The sequence below is a fragment of the Vibrio caribbeanicus ATCC BAA-2122 genome (assembly GCF_000165125.1).
GTDB lineage: Bacteria > Pseudomonadota > Gammaproteobacteria > Enterobacterales > Vibrionaceae > Vibrio > Vibrio caribbeanicus.
The window spans coordinates 1-17,601 of the sequence record NZ_AEIU01000094.1 but is presented as its reverse complement, the minus strand read 5'-3'; the positions used below and the strand labels follow the sequence as shown (position 1 = coordinate 17,601).

General features: G+C 42.8%; 16 protein-coding genes. 10 read left to right on the top strand and 6 right to left on the bottom strand.

The genetic code is table 11. The features are described 5' to 3' along the window. Positions 1-86 precede the first annotated feature (86 nt). From yaaA to deoA, 5 genes are all read left to right on the top strand, one after another. Positions 87-863 (top strand): peroxide stress protein YaaA, encoded by a 777-nt coding sequence (yaaA, locus tag RH40_RS15525; RefSeq protein WP_009602574.1) that lies wholly within the window; start codon positions 87-89, stop codon positions 861-863. A 33-nt stretch (positions 864-896) separates the two neighbouring features. Beyond that, the gene (locus RH40_RS15520; RefSeq protein WP_009602573.1) at positions 897-1,670 is read left to right on the top strand and encodes a TatD family hydrolase; all 774 of its coding nucleotides are present in this window, start codon (positions 897-899) and stop codon (positions 1,668-1,670) included. A gap of 206 nt (positions 1,671-1,876) precedes the next feature. Beyond that, entirely contained in the window at positions 1,877-3,133 is a 1,257-nt protein-coding gene (locus RH40_RS15515) for a NupC/NupG family nucleoside CNT transporter (RefSeq protein ID WP_009602572.1), read from the top strand. A 455-nt stretch (positions 3,134-3,588) separates the two neighbouring features. Continuing rightward, a complete protein-coding gene (gene deoC / locus RH40_RS15510; RefSeq protein WP_009602571.1) occupies positions 3,589-4,365 on the top strand; it encodes a deoxyribose-phosphate aldolase in 777 nt (258 codons plus the stop codon). 88 nt (positions 4,366-4,453) lie between these two features. Continuing rightward, a complete protein-coding gene (gene deoA / locus RH40_RS15505) occupies positions 4,454-5,782 on the top strand; it encodes a thymidine phosphorylase (RefSeq protein WP_009602570.1) in 1,329 nt (442 codons plus the stop codon). An 85-nt stretch (positions 5,783-5,867) separates the two neighbouring features. Here deoA and RH40_RS15500 read toward each other — a convergent pair whose 3' ends face one another. Then, the gene (locus RH40_RS15500; RefSeq protein WP_009602569.1) at positions 5,868-6,479 is read right to left on the bottom strand and encodes a YtjB family periplasmic protein; all 612 of its coding nucleotides are present in this window, start codon (positions 6,477-6,479) and stop codon (positions 5,868-5,870) included. A gap of 102 nt (positions 6,480-6,581) precedes the next feature. Here RH40_RS15500 and serB point away from each other — a divergent pair, with 102 nt between their 5' ends. Continuing rightward, positions 6,582-7,553 (top strand): phosphoserine phosphatase, encoded by a 972-nt coding sequence (gene serB, locus RH40_RS15495; RefSeq protein ID WP_009602568.1) that lies wholly within the window; start codon positions 6,582-6,584, stop codon positions 7,551-7,553. A gap of 171 nt (positions 7,554-7,724) precedes the next feature. Here the strand turns inward: serB and RH40_RS15490 are convergent, their stop codons facing one another. Beyond that, positions 7,725-10,073 (bottom strand): PilZ domain-containing protein, encoded by a 2,349-nt coding sequence (locus tag RH40_RS15490; RefSeq protein ID WP_009602567.1) that lies wholly within the window; start codon positions 10,071-10,073, stop codon positions 7,725-7,727. 151 nt (positions 10,074-10,224) lie between these two features. Between RH40_RS15490 and radA the strand changes: the two genes are divergently transcribed. Further along, positions 10,225-11,604, top strand: a complete 1,380-nt coding sequence (gene radA / locus RH40_RS15485) for a DNA repair protein RadA (protein WP_009602566.1) — start codon at positions 10,225-10,227, stop codon at positions 11,602-11,604. A gap of 46 nt (positions 11,605-11,650) precedes the next feature. Here radA and RH40_RS15480 read toward each other — a convergent pair whose 3' ends face one another. From RH40_RS15480 to RH40_RS15465, 4 genes are all read right to left on the bottom strand, one after another. Then, on the bottom strand, positions 11,651-12,862 hold the full coding sequence (locus tag RH40_RS15480) for an aminotransferase class V-fold PLP-dependent enzyme (protein ID WP_009602565.1): 1,212 nt from the start codon (positions 12,860-12,862) through the stop codon (positions 11,651-11,653). Beyond that, positions 12,862-13,461 (bottom strand): DJ-1 family glyoxalase III, encoded by a 600-nt coding sequence (locus RH40_RS15475; RefSeq protein ID WP_009602564.1) that lies wholly within the window; start codon positions 13,459-13,461, stop codon positions 12,862-12,864. The genes RH40_RS15480 and RH40_RS15475 overlap by 1 nt, the downstream gene beginning before the upstream one ends. Continuing rightward, positions 13,461-14,342: a 2-dehydropantoate 2-reductase gene (gene panE, locus RH40_RS15470; protein WP_039954831.1), complete on the bottom strand. Its 882-nt coding sequence runs from the start codon at positions 14,340-14,342 to the stop codon at positions 13,461-13,463. Before panE ends, RH40_RS15475 begins: the two co-directional genes overlap by 1 nt. A gap of 102 nt (positions 14,343-14,444) precedes the next feature. Next, positions 14,445-15,239: an outer membrane protein OmpK gene (locus RH40_RS15465; RefSeq protein ID WP_009602562.1), complete on the bottom strand. Its 795-nt coding sequence runs from the start codon at positions 15,237-15,239 to the stop codon at positions 14,445-14,447. Between the two features lie 453 nt (positions 15,240-15,692). On the opposite strand from RH40_RS15465, the gene RH40_RS15460 reads away from it, so the two are divergent. The 3 genes from RH40_RS15460 to RH40_RS15450 are packed head-to-tail and all read left to right on the top strand — an operon-like array spanning position 15,693 to position 17,572. Further along, on the top strand, positions 15,693-16,274 hold the full coding sequence (locus RH40_RS15460) for an LON peptidase substrate-binding domain-containing protein (protein WP_009602561.1): 582 nt from the start codon (positions 15,693-15,695) through the stop codon (positions 16,272-16,274). A gap of 54 nt (positions 16,275-16,328) precedes the next feature. Next, entirely contained in the window at positions 16,329-16,913 is a 585-nt protein-coding gene (locus tag RH40_RS15455) for a sigma-70 family RNA polymerase sigma factor (RefSeq protein WP_009602560.1), read from the top strand. Beyond that, positions 16,910-17,572 (top strand): ChrR family anti-sigma-E factor, encoded by a 663-nt coding sequence (locus tag RH40_RS15450; protein ID WP_009602559.1) that lies wholly within the window; start codon positions 16,910-16,912, stop codon positions 17,570-17,572. Before RH40_RS15455 ends, RH40_RS15450 begins: the two co-directional genes overlap by 4 nt. The last annotated feature ends 29 nt before the right edge of the window (positions 17,573-17,601 follow it).

Here is a 17,601-nt window from a genome sequence, read left to right as displayed (position 1 = left end):
TCAAACTAATCGTTAAGCCATGCAGACTTTGCATGGCTTTTTTTGTACTCTAAGAGATAGGTCAACAAAATAGGTAGAGCCAAACCATGTTAATCGTCGTCTCCCCAGCAAAAACGTTGGATTATGAATCCCCATTAGCTATCGAGAAATCGACTCAGCCTGAGTTAACAGAGTATTCGAAGCAGCTTATTGAGGTTTGTCGCAAGCTGTCTCCTGCGGATATAGCAAGTCTTATGAAAGTGAGTGACAAAATTGCTGATTTGAATGTGGGGCGTTTTCAAGAGTGGAGTGAAACTTTTTCCAAGGATAATTCACGGCAAGCTATTTTAGCGTTTAAAGGTGACGTTTATACAGGTTTAGACGCACAATCATTTGATGAACAAGACTTCGACTATGCTCAAAACCACCTGAGGATGCTGTCTGGTCTATATGGAGTGTTGCGACCGCTTGATCTTATGCAGCCTTATCGACTAGAAATGGGAACAAAGTTGGCTAACGATAAAGGAAGCAACCTATATCATTTTTGGGGCAATACGATTACAGAGAGTCTTAATGATACCATTGCTCAGCAAGGGGAGAGTACTTTAGTTAATTTGGCTTCGAATGAATACTTTAAAGCCGTCAAAACGAAAAATCTTACTGCTAATGTTATCACGCCTATCTTTAAAGATTGCAAAAATGGTCAGTATAAAGTCATTAGCTTTTTTGCTAAAAAAGCGAGAGGAATGATGGCTCGTTATATCATAAAAAATCGAATTTCTGATGCTGCGCAACTGAAAAAATTTGACGTGGCAGGTTACTACTTTGCTCCGGAAGAGTCGACATCATCAGAATTTGTTTTCAAACGTGAAGAACAAAAATAATGTTCAGTGACGGTGATATTGAGGAGATGATTGATGCGCCTTTTCGATACTCACTGCCATTTTGATTTCGATGTATATAAAAGAAACTTCAACGCGCATCTGAGCGAGGCATGTCTCGCACAGGTGGAGAGGTTTCTTGTCCCCTCTGTCGGGCCCTCGAACTGGGTGAGAGTGCGCCAATTAGCTGACGATTTTCCGGCCATTTATTCTGCGCTGGGCTTTCATCCTTGCTTTTTAGCAGAGACTCACACTGATCAATTAAAGCAGCTTGATGAGCTATTGGATCTTAGTGTTCGGCGTTGTGTCGCTGTCGGTGAATGTGGTCTTGATGGTAAGATAGATATTCCTGAATGGCAGCAAGAAACGATGTTTATCGGTCAACTTGAATTGGCGAAAAATCATAAACTACCTTTGATCCTCCATGGACACAGAACACAAAATCGATTGCTGCAATTACTTAAGCGACATAAATTTACTGGTGGAGGTATACTGCATGCTTTTTCTGGCAGCTATCAACAAGCAATGCAGTTTGTCGAGCTCGGCTTTTATATTGGTGTTGGTGGGGTAATCACTTATCCAAGAGCCAATAAGACCCGCAAGGCCGTCTCTCAGCTAGATCTTGATTGCATTGTTCTGGAAACAGACGCACCAGATATGCCCATTAAAGGCCATCAAGGTTTGGCTAATCATCCTAAATATCTTCCTTTGATTTTAAGCTGCCTTTCAGAATTAAATGGAAACGATGAGCAATTGATTGCTAATACTGTGTGGAATAACAGCCTTTCAGTACTCAATATTGATGAATAATTAACCCCTCTTTTATTACCTAAGCCTTTACATTACACATTTTATGGTGATCTGTGTCACACAAGTGAATGCACACATGATGAATCTTATTAGAAACTGTGAGAGCACCATTACTTTATTCCAGCCCTGATGAGTATAATTGCCCCCGCTTTTTAGCTTCATTTTGTTACACGCCAATAAACAACTTTATAAGGAAGTCATAAACTATGAGCCTGTTTATGAGCCTAATCGGTATGGCAGTATTGCTAGGAATTGCATTACTACTGTCAAATAACCGCAAAGCTATCAATTTTAGAACCGTGGGTGGCGCTTTTGCTATCCAATTTTTACTCGGTGCATTTATTTTATATGTACCTTGGGGACAGGAGCTTCTGAAAAGTTTTTCAGAAGGTGTTGCGGATGTTATCAACTATGGTTTCAAAGGCACTGAGTTTGTCTTTGGTGGTTTAGTCTCAGGTAAAATGTTCGAACTGTTCGGCGGGGGCGGTTTTGTTTTCGCATTCCGCGTATTACCTACGTTGATTTTCTTCTCTGCCTTTATCTCAGTACTTTATTACATCGGGGTAATGCAGTGGGTGATCAAACTTTTAGGTGGAGCCCTGCAAAAGGCACTCGGTACTTCTCGTGCAGAGTCTATGTCAGCAGCTGCGAATATTTTCGTTGGTCAAACTGAGGCACCTTTGGTTGTTCGCCCATTTGTTCCTAAAATGACCCAATCAGAGCTTTTTGCTGTGATGTGTGGTGGTCTTGCTTCTATCGCCGGTGGTGTACTTGCAGCATTTGCAGGTATGGGCGTTAAAATGGAGTACTTGGTGGCAGCATCGTTTATGGCTGCACCTGGTGGTCTATTGTTCGCGAAAATCATCATGCCAGAAACAGAAAAGCCAAATGAAGATTTCAACTCTGATATTGATGGCGGTGATGACAAACCAGCGAACGTAATTGATGCTGCTGCTGGTGGTGCTGCGGTTGGTCTACAGCTTGCCTTAAATGTCGGAGCAATGCTGTTGGCCTTTATCGGCTTGATCGCTCTTATTAACGGTATCTTGGGTGGTGTAGGCGGATGGTTTAATATGCCTGAGCTTACTCTTGAACTGATTCTTGGTTACGTATTTGCTCCTATCGCTTTCTTGATCGGGGTTCCTTGGGAAGAAGCAACATTGGCTGGTTCATTTATTGGCCAAAAGATCGTTGCCAATGAATTTGTTGCTTACTCTGCTTTTGTTCCTTACTTAGCGGACGGTGCAGAAGTCATTTTGTCTGAGAAGACCAAAGCGATTATTTCGTTCGCACTGTGTGGTTTTGCAAACTTATCATCGATTGCCATTCTTCTTGGTGGTCTTGGAAGCCTTGCTCCTAACCGTCGTAGTGATATCGCACGTATGGGTGTGAAAGCTGTCTGTGCAGGTACGCTTTCCAACCTAATGGCAGCAACGATCGCAGGTCTGTTCTTGTCATTTTAAATAGCCCTATTTTGGAGCTGATATTGAGCGAAAACCGCAGCTATTGCTGCGGTTTTTTTATTGCAGTAAGAACGAAGATATTGTGCATTTAATCGGAAGGTACATAGAGGCATTTCAGTCGTTCACTTGCCATCGTTGACTTTTGAGATACAAATCGTTTGCGCCTTATAAGTCTCTGCATAGGATAAAGCTCTTGTGCTATAAAATGTCGCAGCATATTCCAGTACAAGCGAAACCGCTCTGCTGGTATGTCGCTAGGTAGAAGCCAGTTGATAAAATACAGTTATCAAGGATTACTCAGCCTAATACCATTTTGGTACTGTTCGGCGATATGGATAGCGATCGGTATAGACAATCGTATACCGAGTCTTCAGGGAACAAAGTCCGTTCATAAATGAAAGCAGTTTAGCGCGATTGCAGCTGCATGAGTTTTTGAATATTGATCGGAGATAGAAATGAACGATTTAAAGGTAATTGCACTTCGTGCAATGAAGTTAATGGATCTAACAACACTAAATGATGATGACACAGAGGAGAAAGTCATTGCTTTGTGTCACGATGCGAAATCAGCTGTCGGGAGTACGGCTGCAATCTGTATTTATCCCCGCTTTATTCCCATCGCGAGAAAAACACTATTGGCACAAGGTACCCCAGAAATCCGTATTGCAACCGTCACTAATTTTCCCCACGGAAATAGTGATATAGATATTGCCGTCTCAGAGACTAGAGCAGCTGTAGCCTACGGTGCGGATGAAGTTGATGTTGTTTTTCCATACAGAGCTTTACTGAGTGGAGATGAAAAAACAGGCTTTGATCTAGTTCAGCAATGTAAAGCAGTATGTGGTGATGTTTTACTAAAAGTGATCATTGAAGTAGGTGAGTTAAAGCAAGAGGCAATAATTAAGAAAGCGTCTCAAATTGCTATTAATGCCGGAGCGGATTTTATCAAAACATCGACAGGTAAGGTTGCGATTAATGCAACTCCAGATTATGCCCGAATGATGCTTGAAGTTATCAGAGATATGGGAGCTTCCGAGCATGTTGGATTCAAACCTGCTGGTGGGGTAAAAACGGCCGAAGATGCCAAGATCTACCTTGCAATGGCAGAGGAAATTTTAGGTCCTGATTGGATTGATGCTCGCCACTATCGATTTGGTGCATCGAGTTTACTTACTAACTTGTTAAATACATTAGAAGTTACAGATAAAGTCGTTAATACAGAAAGTTATTAAAAGAGATCTGTTCGAGATAGAGGCCAAGTGATTGGCCTTTTTACTTTTAAAAAACTGCATATTTAATGAACGATGGAAGGTGTTCTAAATGTATTTACCTCAAGAGATCATCCGCAAGAAGCGAGATGGTAAAACTCTTACAAGTGAAGAAATAGATTTTTTTGTTTCTTCTATTGCCAATGAAACGGTATCTGAAGGACAGATGGCAGCTTTTGCTATGGCCATTTGCTTTCAGGAAATGAGCATGTCTGAACGGATCGCTCTAACCTGTGCAATGCGTGATTCAGGAATGGTCTTAAATTGGAACGATCAGGGCTATGATGGTCCTATTGTAGATAAACATTCGACGGGTGGGGTTGGGGATGTGACCTCTTTAATGCTCGGTCCTATGATAGCAGCATGCGGTGGCTTTGTTCCTATGATTTCGGGGCGAGGCTTGGGTCATACTGGCGGTACTCTAGATAAGTTAGAGTCTATACCTGGCTATAATATCAAGCCAAACCACTCGATTTTTAAAACTGTTACAAAAGAGGCAGGCGTTGCTATTATTGGCCAAACTGGTGATTTAGCGCCAGCTGATCAGCGTCTATATGCGACCCGAGATATTACCGCGACGGTCGATAATATTTCACTGATCACCGCCTCTATTTTGTCCAAAAAACTGGCTGCTGGATTGGATGTTCTTGTTATGGATGTCAAAGTGGGCTCTGGTGCTTTTATGCCCACCTACAAAATGTCAGAAGAGCTAGCTCAGTCAATCACTTCTGTTGCTAATGGAGCAGGAACTAGAACCAGTGCTGTTTTGACTGATATGAGCCAAGTCCTAGCATCATCGGCTGGTAATGCACTGGAAGTTTGTGAGGCCGTTCGTTTTTTGAATGGGGAGTATCGTAACCCTCGTTTATTGGAGATTACCCTCGCTTTGGGAGCTGAAATGCTAGTTCTGGCCAAATTAGCCGATAACACAGAACAAGCTAAAGAGCACTTGATGGGAGTTCTGGACAATGGACGTGCCTTAAGTTGCTTTAGTAACATGGTTTCAGGTCTGGGAGGTCCGGTTGATTTTGTCGAACATTACCAAGATTACTTAGGCCGTGCAGAGTACATTCGCCCTGTTTATTCTGAATCATCTGGTATCGTTTCTGCTATGAACACCCGAGAGATTGGATTAGCAGTGGTTGAAATGGGCGGGGGACGTAAGGTTGCTTGTGACCGCATTGACCATTTGGTAGGGTTTGAAAGATTCATTCGTCTAGGTGAAAAGGCTTCTTTAGATAAACCACTGGCCGTTATTCACGCTCGTAGTGAGGACCAATGGCAAGAAGCAGCACGTCGCTTGAAATCTGCGATTGAGATTGGTGGTGGATACCAAGAAACCCCAAATGTTTATCAAACTATTCGCACAGCTGATAATTAATCTAATGTTTTAAAGCAGAACAAGTAGCAAGTCTGAATGTCACTTGTTCTGCGTGCTAGTTATACATTTTGGGGTTTAAGTGGCACTACTCTTCTAGTTTTTTTAGTAGTAAATTTTCGCCTTTTGTTTGATATTGGTGGCGGCGAAACATTAAAGCAATTAGGCCGCCAGCTAAAAAGCTCAGTGCAATCATGGTATACATGTAGCGATCGCTTTTACGATAATAGTGATCTGAAAATGCAGTTAACTTACCGGTTTCAAACGTCACTCTGATAAAACCGATCACGCTCCCATCATGGAAAACGGGCTCAACCAATTGTTGTTTACCGATTCTTGCCGTTTGTAATGGTGCATCTAAACCTAATATTTCGCGCACAGATACCGCTGTATCACTGGCTGCTAGCTTGACACCTTCAACATCATAAATAGTCGCATCGGTTACTAGGTCGTCTTGCGCAAGTTGGTTGGTAAGTTTCAGTAAACGTTCTTGATCCTGATTGACAATCATGTCGCCCGCAGATAAGGAGGCTTGTGAAATCAGCATATTGGTCAGTGTTTCAAGCTGATTAACTTGTATTTGTTCATTACCTTGAGTAATTTTTACACTGTTTATCGCGATAGTAATGGCGACGCCAACTAGGGACAAGGCAACGATCCCTTTTATGACAGTGCGAAAAGAAAATAGAGACGTGTTCATCTTTCTCCCGAAATAGAACTCAGTTATTCTCTATTTATATTGAGACTTGCTTATCTAAATTGCAACAAGTTAACTTCGAGAGAGGTTTAAAGGAATAAAAATATGGACAAGAAAAATAGATTATTGATCAGAAGGCGTCCATCGCTTACTCGTCGTTTTCCGCAAGTCATTTCAACTCATCCTTTGGAGCGAAAAAAAGCGGGCTGGGTGGTTTTTTCTCAACGACTGACACCAGATTTATTTGACGACATCAACTTTTTTACCGGTATCAAACATAAAATTCTTGATGTATGGAAAGTTGGCCAATACGAAGTTGCCTTGATGAATGGTGAGATAACTGAGCAACATGAAGAGATATTACAAGCACTTAAACTCGATTACGCAAGGCTCTCTGAGCTCCCAGATCTGACTAAGCCAGGTTTGATTGTGCTTGATATGGACTCAACTGCGATAACGATTGAATGTATCGACGAAGTAGCCAAGCTTGCCGGGGTTGGGGAAGAGGTCGAGCAGATTACCGAAAGAGCAATGCAAGGGGAGCTAGATTTTGAGCAGAGCTTGCGTTCACGAGTCGCTCTCTTAAAAGGGGCAGATGAAGCGATATTAGAAGAGGTGCGCTATCAATTAACGTTCACACCAGATCTTATTGAACTCATCAATACCTTAAAGACATATGGATGGAAAACAGCGATTGCATCAGGTGGCTTCACTTATTTTTCCGATTACCTACAGAAAAAACTGAAACTGGATAATGCGATCTCAAATCATCTAGAAGTAATCGAAGGTAAATTGACAGGTAACATTGTTGGCTCGGTTGTTAGTGCGCAAACGAAAGCAGATATTTTACATCAGTTGGCCGAGCATTATGATATTGAGCTGCACAACACTATCGCTGTCGGAGACGGTGCTAATGATTTACTGATGATGGATAATGCGGGTCTTGGCGTGGCTTATCATGCAAAGCCAAAGGTAGAAAAAGCGGCTCAATCTGCTTTGAGGAATTCTACGCTCGGTGGTGTGCTTTGCATATTATCGGCGGGTTTAGCTCAAAAAAATCGTCTCAGTCACACATAATTTACCTTAATGGAAAACTGGCATCTAAGTGACCTTTGGATGCTTAGTTTATGTTTCAAAACATCTACATTACCGGCGTGGCACTTCATTAGAAAACCTGTAAGTAAGTTCGCTAATCTATGCTGCTTTACTCTAACCTATGAAGTGCTCATATGGGTAAGATTTTTATAGTTATTGATGAGAGATCCCTAAGCGTAAAAGTACTTCTTCGGTGATATCGGTAAGCTCAGCGAAACCAACGATACTTTGGATTTCTTTTTCAAGATTCCGAGCAGTGGATAAATTAATTTGCACCAGCTCAGATATGTTTTTTCTGGTAAGAGTGGTTATTGGGTCGAGGACGGGAAGACTATTAATACGAATAACATAGACATCGCCAGTTGTTTGGGCATGTTTGATGAACTCTACACGCTCTTTTGTATTTGAAAAATCCTCTCTAAGCTTGGACTCCACATTTTGAATACGGTTACCAAACCTTGCGATGGTAATATAGAGCTCGTTAAACTGAGGGTTTGGATTACTCACCGGCTTCATTGGTTGAGCCAGCAGTGAGTTCGCTCTCCCTTTGTAAATGGGGCCTAGTGAAAATTTCTGTTCTTCCCCAAGTTGTGCAAGAACTTCCACATAAGACTTGAAGGGGGCTTTTACTCCAATAATTCTCGGGCGAAGGCTTTTGCCTCTTTTTTCGACGAAAATAGGGGAGTTGGATATTTTAGAGATGAGTATATGATGCAGTCCTTCAATAAGGTTATCACTGGGTAAAAATTCCTCGATCGCATTGAGCTTCTCTTTATTATGCTTTATTAAAGTTTCAAAAAAGTTTATCACAGGTTCTGTTTGCTCGTTTTCAACAATGGCGAGCTGGATCTTTTGTCCTCCAGGACTGATTTTTATGATCTGATAGCAAACGCTCTGTAAAGACAGTTTCTTATCAAGGTTATTGAGTTCCGAAAAGTTAATGGTACACAATGATCCTGCTCTCAACTTACAAGGAGTTTGGAGAACAATATTTGCACCATGATTCGATATATCTACTAAGGTTCCTTCATGATGTAGCGTTTCAGTTTCGGAGAGTCTTAACGGTGACTGAAAGGAATATCGAGTTTCTCTCCTCAATGCTTTGGAATCAAAATAGAAGTATGTCGGGTCTTGTTCGGGGTTACGATCATGCCTAAAGCGGTTGAGTTGGCTATTGGCTAAGTTTGGCTTATCACTTAACAAGTAGTCTGCACTACAATCAGAATCGGCAATCTCTTGAAGTACAGCGCAGTGAGTAAGCGTATCTGCATCTAACTCTAATTCATGCGAGTGCTCTGAAATGGCTTGACGTTCGTCGTTTGATAGCTCAAACACAGTGAGTTTAAAGACTCGCCAACTGCTTCTCCTTGCACCAATATGAAAGAAAAGATTTCGCAGTTCTTGCGAGGCCTCTGGAGCCATCATAGAAAAGAACAGTCGTTTGCTTTGGTGCTCATGGGTAAAAGAATAAATGGTATTACTCGTCTCAGAAGCACCTGGCACGATGAGCTGAGAGACCCGTTGGGGTTGAAATAAACTATTGAGAGCCTGTTGGTTTCGTTCATCAGTCCAATACTGCCAAATTCTCTTATTGTTTTCAGTCGTCAATACCAGCTTCATGGAAGAACCACTGAAAAAGATGGGTAAACTACAGGTGTGCTTTAAGAAAGTATGTTCAAAGCTACGGACACGAGCGCTAATGATTTTATTTTTATTATCTTGGCGTGTTTTTTTGCCTTCAACTTCGGTAACGTGTTCGATTACCTCTTTGATAACCTCGGTCGAGTCTAGATTTATGACACGCAGGTACTTGATGGCGTCATTTTCGTAGGAATCATCAATAGCGACAACACGATAAGAGATGGAATTGTTGAGTCCCTCGATTTCGAGAGTGTTATTAAACTCAGTAAATTTTACCGCGATAATATCGCTGGGCTGATATTTCATTGCAGAGGGAACTTTGAATTTTGCCCCTGATGGGGACAAATCAACGATAACAGCGTGTACGAGTTTATTTTTCGGAAGCAATAGCTCGACCTGAGCTGCTACCTTTAAACGATTCTCTTTGCGCTTTAGGTCATGTCCAATAGTTATGGCTTCAACCTCAACCCCGTAAGAACTTGATTGGTCGTTTCCTTCAGATGATTGACTTCTTTTTTGCATAACTCGGAAGTTATTGTGTGTATTACAGAGTGCGTCCCAGACACCTTCTGTATAGCCTCCGAACTTTTGAGTATTTTTGTGGTAAGCATTGAATGCAACATCATCTAGCCAATGGGTTAGGCCATTAAGTTGGTACTCTCGACATTCACCTTTGACTTTACCCCTGAGGTCAATCGGTTTAGAACAGGGTGTCATTATCCGTCCTAGCTCCATCTTTACGAGTATTTTTACTGACGCTGCCTGTCCCTCAGTCATTTGACCGAGCAGGAATTCAAAGTCTGCAGTCTTGTATGCAGGAATTAATCGTTCTGCGAGAGAGAGAATTTCTGGCTGTTGCATATTTTTTTGATAAAGTACCCTTGGCTCGATGAATTGAACTCAATACAAAGATCATTATTGATCTGTTGTAGCGAATCAAGTAGAAGCACCAGATAAACACAAAACGGTGTTGATTATGTCACAAATCCGGATTTATTAGACTTGAGGTAACATGGCAAAAGCAAAAAGAGCTTACGTATGTAACGATTGTGGTGCGGATTTTCCTCGTTGGCAAGGACAATGTAATGCCTGTGGTGCGTGGAATACCATTAGTGAAGTGCGTTTAGCAGCATCACCATCTGTCGCTCGTAATGACCGTTTATCAGGGTATGCAGGGGATAACTCAGAAGCTAAGGTACAAACTCTATCTGAAATTGATCTCCAAGAAGTACCACGATTTACCAGTGGTTTTAGAGAGTTAGACCGTGTTTTAGGTGGTGGGATAGTACCCGGTGCGGCGATACTTATTGGTGGTAACCCTGGTGCGGGTAAGTCCACATTACTACTCCAAACGATGTGCTTTTTGGCAGCAAATATGCCAACTCTATACGTGACAGGAGAAGAGTCTTTACAACAAGTCGCGATGCGTGCTTCTCGCCTAGGATTGCCTAAAGACAACCTTAAAATGCTCTCTGAGACGAGCGTTGACCGCATATGTCAAATCGCTGAGAAAGAGCAACCGAAGATCATGGTTATCGATTCGATACAAGTTATGCATGTTGCTGATGTACAATCCTCTCCCGGAAGTGTCGCTCAAGTCCGAGAAGCGGCAACAGCACTGACACGCTATGCGAAGCAAAATAATGTTTCAGTCTTTATTGTTGGTCATGTGACAAAGGACGGTACTTTGGCTGGGCCGAAAGTCTTGGAGCACATCATTGATTGTTCGGTATTACTTGATGGTGGTACCGATAACCGTTTTAGAACTTTGCGAAGTCATAAAAATCGTTTCGGTGCTGTCAATGAACTTGGTGTGTTCGCAATGACAGGACAGGGGCTCAGGGAAGTAAGTAATCCCTCTGCCATTTTCTTGTCGAGGGGTGAAGAAGATACATCCGGCAGCTCTGTGATGGTGGTATGGGAAGGTACTCGTCCGTTGCTGGTTGAGATACAAGCCTTGGTGGATTACTCACAGCTGGCTAACCCTCGTAGAGTGGCGGTTGGTTTGGAACAAAATCGTCTTTCATTGTTGTTGGCGGTACTGCATAAGCATGGCGGTTTGCAGATGGCTGATCAGGATGTTTTTGTCAATGTTGTAGGAGGGGTCAAAGTCACAGAAACAAGTGCTGATTTAGCCTTGGTGATGGCACTGCTCTCTAGCTTTCGAGATCGCCCCTTAGCTAAGGATGTTGTTATTTTTGGTGAGGTCGGTTTGGCGGGAGAAATTCGTCCTGTTCCGAGCGGGCAAGAGCGTCTCAATGAAGCCTTTAAACACGGCTTTAAAAAAGCCATTGTACCTGCTGCAAACATGCCAAAAGGAGGCATTGCTGGTATGCAAATTCACGGTGTGAAAAAGCTTTCTGAGGCTATTGAAGCCTTTGATGAACTTTGATTGGGTTATTTAGATATTAGGAGGCTGGTCGCCTCCTGATTATGGCTCATAACAGATCTATCGCCTTGCTGACGGCTTCTAGAAATTGGTCCACATCTTCTTTGGTGTTATAAGCAGCAAATGAAACTCTGATTGTTCCTTTGACACCTAAGGCTTCCATAAGCGGGTGAGCACAATGATTTCCTGCTCGAACTGCAATACCTTGCTGATCTAGCAGCGTTGCAATGTCTTGATGGTGGATGCCATCAACAACAAAAGAAAGCAAAGAAGCGCTTTCTTGGATGCCGATAATTCTGACGCCTTCGATTTGGGTTAGTCCACGGCAAGTTTGTGTAACTAGGTCATGAAGATGTGTTGATATGAGCTCAATGGAGAGGCTCTCATACCACTTTATCGCTGTAGCGAGAGCGAGCGCTCCGGCCACATTGGGCGTTCCAGCTTCAAATTTACCGGGAAGTTTGTCAAATGTGGTGCCATCGAATGATACCTTGTCGACCATTTTTCCACCACCGTGGTAAGGCGGCATAGCTTCAAGTAAGGTTTGTTTTCCATACAAGACACCAATGCCTGCCGGGGCAAAAATTTTATGTCCAGAAAAAACATAAAAATCAGCATTGAGTATACTGACATCAATTCTCTCATGAACAATCCCTTGAGCGCCATCAATCAGTACTTTCGCCCCTACTAAATGAGCTAAACCGATGGCCTGTTCAATAGGTTGCCGTGTTCCAGTGACATTGGTTATATGGGCGAGTGCTACAATTTTGGTCTTGGGATTTAGGAGTTTTTGGTATGCCGCCATATCGAGTGAACAATCCGTTTGCATTGGTATCTTAATGACTTTGGCACCCGTTTGTTGAGCAACAATTTGCCAAGGCACAATGTTAGCGTGATGTTCCATTTCACCAACAAGGATCTCATCGCCTTGCTTGAGAGCACTTCTTGCGTAAGTTTGTGCGACAAGATTAATGGCTTCTGTCGCACCTCGCGTCCAGATAATAGTCTTGGTAGAGTCAGCTCCAATGTAATCTCTAACCGTTTCGCGAGCCGATTCAAAGGCCTGAGTCGCAGATGCTGTAAGGCTGTGAGAGCCGCGGTGAACATTCGCATTTTGTGAAGTGTAATAGCGAGTAATTGTGTCTATCACACATTGAGGTTTTTGAGTCGTCGCGGCATTGTCAAGGTAGACTAGTCTTCTGCCATTGACTGCTTGTTTAAGAGAGGGAAATTGGTCCGCTATGAGCTTTGCATCAAGCATTAGTCTTGCCCCAATTTGTGATATTGAAGAGTTGGAATTGTCACCATAGGTTCAGCGACTTCCCAAGCTTTCTTTTTCCCAGAGAGTTGAATGATTATCTCCATAGCAAACTCTAGAGCGGTTCCCGGACCTTGGCTGGTCAATAAGTTGTGGTTAATATCGAATGTGACTCTTTTTACGCGCCAATTTTTTGGATCAATGTGTGTGGAGAGACTAGGGTGACAAGTCATTAATGCATTGGGGTATAAATTATGGTGTGTAAGCACAAGGGCAGGTGCTGCACAGATGGCTGCAACGAGTTTACCCTCGAACATCTGTTGACGAACAATTTCAACAAGTATGATGCTGTGTTGGAATACCTTACAACCCTCAATACCACCCGGAAGAATGATGGCATCAAATTCATCATCAGCAATATCGATTAACTGACAATCTGCCGTGAGGAGCACACCTCTTGAAGCCTTCATAGAGAGTGCACCGTCAAAATCCGCACTTGCGACAACAACTTCGTATCCAGCACGCCTCATCATGTCTATGACTGTGATAGCTTCCATCTCCTCGGTACCTGAGGCAATCGGAACGAGTACTTTTTTTGACATTATTTGCCCTCGATTTTTTTTATTTTTTGGAAAAGAGAATCATTGATTGGCACGGCAATATTATGAAATTTCGCTCTTGTTAACAGATAGCCTGTTATAAAGTCTATCTCTGTTCTGCGTTGGTGGGCAATATCTTGGTGCATGGAAGAGTAGTTATCTGCGGTTGAAGTGATGACCTTGTTGACCACTTTTGCTAATGCTTCTTGAGTAATAACCAGTCCTTCAGCATTGATTACACGACAAATTTCATCAATAAGTTGCTCGAGCAAGGGGAAATAGAATTCGGAGGATAACTGCCCGTTCTTGATATCATTGAGTGCGGTTAATGGATTTATGGCGCAATTTACGGCCAGTTTCAGTAGTAAGGAGTGATGGATATTCTGTTGCCATTCAACGGGCTCAAGTGCATCGGTGAGCACCTCGGTCAAAAACTCACAAGACAGACCTTTCTGGTTTAATGCTCCGAGTTTTGTTTCTCCCCAGCCAGTGTGTTTAACGTTACTGCCATCAAGCTTCATTGCCCCGTGAGAAGTGGTAGCAAAGAGTAATGGATTATTTGGCAGATTGTCGACAAGGTAGTCGAGTGTGCCCATACCATTGTGCATTACCAAAACGATAACATCAGAGTGAAGTTTTGAAAGCAGTGGCTCAATGGCGCCAGAGAGTTGCCAAGCCTTGACGGTGACGAGGATTAAGTCGGCATGCTTCAATCCTAATTCACTTCGGTTACAAAAGGTGTGTGATGTTGATTGTCCCTGCAAAGAGCAATGAATTTTATCATGGTTGCTTCTCGACCACATAGACACGTTATGGCCAGCTTGGGCTAGTTTTACAGCCCAAAGTGTACCTATTGCACCCGGACCAAGAATAACAATGTTCACAGCATACTCGTCATGAAATAAACGTTGTGCAAAGCATAATGCCAGAATGTGATAAATCAACAATAATGGCTCCTGAGGAGCCATTATTTTTTAAGTTCACAGTTAGAAGCTGTATTGGACTCGATATATGATTAGGTCTTGATAGTCTTTGCGTGCAAGTTTGTTCACCGTGTAACGATATAGAACACCCGTTGACCAGTCTTCTGTGACGTGCCACATCGCATTTAAACTACCATTAAGACCCCAACTCTCAGAGCTATCCGTTGAGCCAAACGTCTTACTCTGAGCATCAGAATATTTATCGTTACGGGCAAATTCAAGCTCATTCCAAGTTGAAAACGTGATATTTTGGTTGGCTATCGTCGTATTGTAAAAGCCGGAATATCCAAACATTCCACCATTATTCCCTGAATTGCTTGAACCGTTGCTGGACTGGTTAATTTGGTGAAAACCTAAAAATGGAGTGAATGCCCAATTGTCGCCTTTAAGCGCTGTATACCCAAGGCCTAGTACGCGGTTCTGTTCATGAAATCCATTTTTATCCGCATCTGTATTGTAAACTTGTGCATAAAGAGAGGCTCCAGACTCGGCAAGGTTATAGTGAATAGTACCTTTAAGTGATGCTCCTCGGTCATCACCTGCACGGTCTACACCTTCATAATCGTAGAAGCCATAAACCTGTCCCCAGTCAAAGACAGCACCACCTTCGATTCCCAATACTGCTTGGTTTCTATCTTCTATGTCGTTACCAAAATTATCATTATCATTTCCGAAACCATGGTTCCATGCCTGATAGTCGAGGTACATGTTACCGAAGCCGAAAAGATACTCTGCTTTTGCAGGTAGTGTTGCTACTGAAACAGCGACTCCGATAAGAGTCATCACTGACTTACGCATTTTAATTGCTCTCTATGTTTATGTTTTAGAATAATATTTAAATTTGTTACCCACAGCTGAGTGCACAAATTGGAGCGGATAGTAACGATTACGAGTTAATTGCGCATTTGCCAAGAGATAAAACGTTCTAAAATTTTATAAAACCATCACTATAATTGTGATGGGTTAGCTGTACTCAAAGCAGTGTCACTGAGAAGTTGTTCGTCCAACCACGATGTTATTTGTTGGTAAGTGCGCTAGTTAATTTCTGTATTATCACCGGTAATAGTTCTGGGTATGTTTACTGGCGGGCGCGTTGGAAAATTTGTTATTGGGGGTTGTTATGACTCTAGATTCAAATTTTTTCTCGCTCTGAGTCGCACAAGATGTGGTGAATTGTAGGCAATATGAAGCGAAAATGATCGGTTTCTGCTTGTTACACGTAAGTGACTAAAAAAACAGGAGAGACCTCTTATGCCAGAAATAATGTTGTTTCCCTTGAGCTCGGTTATTCTCCCTGAAGGCAAAATGCGTCTTAGAATATTTGAACCCAGATACAAGAGGCTAGTGTCACAGGCAATGAAGTCTGATGGCACATTCGGCATTTGTTTGTATGATAGGGAGGGGTTGGCGTCTGGAGAGGAGTTGTCCCAGATAGGAACCTTGGCGAAAATCACCGATTTTGAATTGCTCGAAGACGGTTTGCTGGGGATCTCTGTGACAGGTATATCCAAATTCAAGATACTGCGGGTGAGAACGGAGCACGATGGGCTGCGTTTAGCTAAGGTTGAATCGATGCCAAATTGGAACGAGACAGACATCGATACGACTGAGCAATCTGTCGTGACACATTTAGGGCGTATTTACGAGCAGTTTCCTGAAATTGGTGACCTCTATGAACACAAGTTTTTCGATGATGCGAGTTGGGTCAGCCAGCGTTGGCTAGAGATCCTTCCGCTTACCAACCATCAATTCGATACTCTGGTGATGGAAAAGGATTGTGCTGGAACGCTCGATTTTTTGAGACGAACGTTGGACGACACATTAATTCAGTGATCTAAAATATCTGTAGGACGTATAACTCCGTGGGTAAATGGAAAGGGCAATAACATGGTGGACATAGATACCCAAGCTTATTCGAAAGCTGATTGGGCAGCCTGTATGGACAAAATTAAGTCTAAAGATAAAGCGTCATTCGCCTTAGTGTTTTCTCATTTCTCTCCCCGGTTGAAGCAATTTGCTTATCGGCACATGGGGAACGAGCAAGTAGCGGTGGAAATCGTGCAGGAAGCGATGGCGACGGTATGGCAGAAAAGCGCTCTGTTCGACGGTTCTAAAAGCTCTTTGTCAACATGGATCTATACGATTGCGCGCAATTTGTGCTTTGACACGTTGAGAAAGCAAAAAGGTCGAGAAGCGCATATTCACTCTGATGACATATGGCCCAACGATTATTGCCCGCCTGACATGGTTGAACATTATTCCCCTGAAACTGAAATGCTCAAACAGCAAATAGTGAAGTATCTCGAAATCTTGCCAGAGGCGCAGAAAAAAGTAGTGAAAGCGGTGTATTTAGAAGAACTTCCTCATCAGCAAGTCGCTGAAATGTTTGACATCCCTCTTGGTACGGTGAAGTCCAGGTTGAGACTCGCAGTTGAGAAGTTGAGAAATTCGATCGAGGTAGACAAGTTATGAGCCATCACCCCTTACCATCGTTAATTGAAGCGTATGCGAGTGGAACATTAGATGACGCTACCGCTTTTTCTGTTGCGACCCACATCGAGAGTTGCCCTCATTGCCGCCGCCTCGCGTTGCAAGCTGAGCAGCGACTTGGGGATGAGCTGTCGAGTGCGGTTTGTAGCGACATCCCAAATTTTGACTCCATGTTCGACGATATTGTTGCACTAGAGCAAAACAGTGAACCGTTTCGATTACCGAGATTACCTACCTCTATCGAGGTAAATGGCAAAAAATTTCGGCTTCCTCTATCCCTTTCACGATTTAAAGACAACATTAGTGAATGGAAAAGTTACGGGGGAAAGGTGTTTAGCGCCTCTGTAGAATTGTCATGCGATGCGAGAGTAAGTTTATTGTATATCAGTGAGAACGTGAAGATACCTCAACACACTCACAAAGGCATAGAAGCGACACTTGTCCTCCACGGCGGCTTTAGTGATGAAGATGGACATTACGAGGTCGGTGATTACTTGTACAAAGATGCATCAGTCAGGCATAGCCCCTTCACTCGGGAAGGGGAGGACTGTTTGTGTTTGACAGTATTGACAGAGCCGATGATATTTACTCAAGGCGTAGCAAGAGTGTTTAACATGTTCGGTAAGGGCCTTTATCCATAATCTTGTTAAATGGAAAAAAAAAGCTGTCG

Bases quoted from the DNA above. Each gene is read 5' to 3' on its own strand.
- yaaA (WP_009602574.1), top strand. From the start codon at position 87: ATGTTAATCGTCGTCTCCCCAGCAAAAACGTTGGATTATGAATCCCCA.
- RH40_RS15520 (WP_009602573.1), top strand. From the start codon at position 897: ATGCGCCTTTTCGATACTCACTGCCATTTTGATTTCGATGTATATAAA.
- RH40_RS15515 (WP_009602572.1), top strand. From the start codon at position 1,877: ATGAGCCTGTTTATGAGCCTAATCGGTATGGCAGTATTGCTAGGAATT.
- deoC (WP_009602571.1), top strand. From the start codon at position 3,589: ATGAACGATTTAAAGGTAATTGCACTTCGTGCAATGAAGTTAATGGAT.
- deoA (WP_009602570.1), top strand. From the start codon at position 4,454: ATGTATTTACCTCAAGAGATCATCCGCAAGAAGCGAGATGGTAAAACT.
- RH40_RS15500 (WP_009602569.1), bottom strand. From the start codon at position 6,479: ATGAACACGTCTCTATTTTCTTTTCGCACTGTCATAAAAGGGATCGTT.
- serB (WP_009602568.1), top strand. From the start codon at position 6,582: ATGGACAAGAAAAATAGATTATTGATCAGAAGGCGTCCATCGCTTACT.
- RH40_RS15490 (WP_009602567.1), bottom strand. From the start codon at position 10,073: ATGCAACAGCCAGAAATTCTCTCTCTCGCAGAACGATTAATTCCTGCA.
- radA (WP_009602566.1), top strand. From the start codon at position 10,225: ATGGCAAAAGCAAAAAGAGCTTACGTATGTAACGATTGTGGTGCGGAT.
- RH40_RS15480 (WP_009602565.1), bottom strand. From the start codon at position 12,862: ATGCTTGATGCAAAGCTCATAGCGGACCAATTTCCCTCTCTTAAACAA.
- RH40_RS15475 (WP_009602564.1), bottom strand. From the start codon at position 13,461: ATGTCAAAAAAAGTACTCGTTCCGATTGCCTCAGGTACCGAGGAGATG.
- RH40_RS15465 (WP_009602562.1), bottom strand. From the start codon at position 15,239: ATGCGTAAGTCAGTGATGACTCTTATCGGAGTCGCTGTTTCAGTAGCA.
- RH40_RS15460 (WP_009602561.1), top strand. From the start codon at position 15,693: ATGCCAGAAATAATGTTGTTTCCCTTGAGCTCGGTTATTCTCCCTGAA.
- RH40_RS15455 (WP_009602560.1), top strand. From the start codon at position 16,329: ATGGTGGACATAGATACCCAAGCTTATTCGAAAGCTGATTGGGCAGCC.
- RH40_RS15450 (WP_009602559.1), top strand. From the start codon at position 16,910: ATGAGCCATCACCCCTTACCATCGTTAATTGAAGCGTATGCGAGTGGA.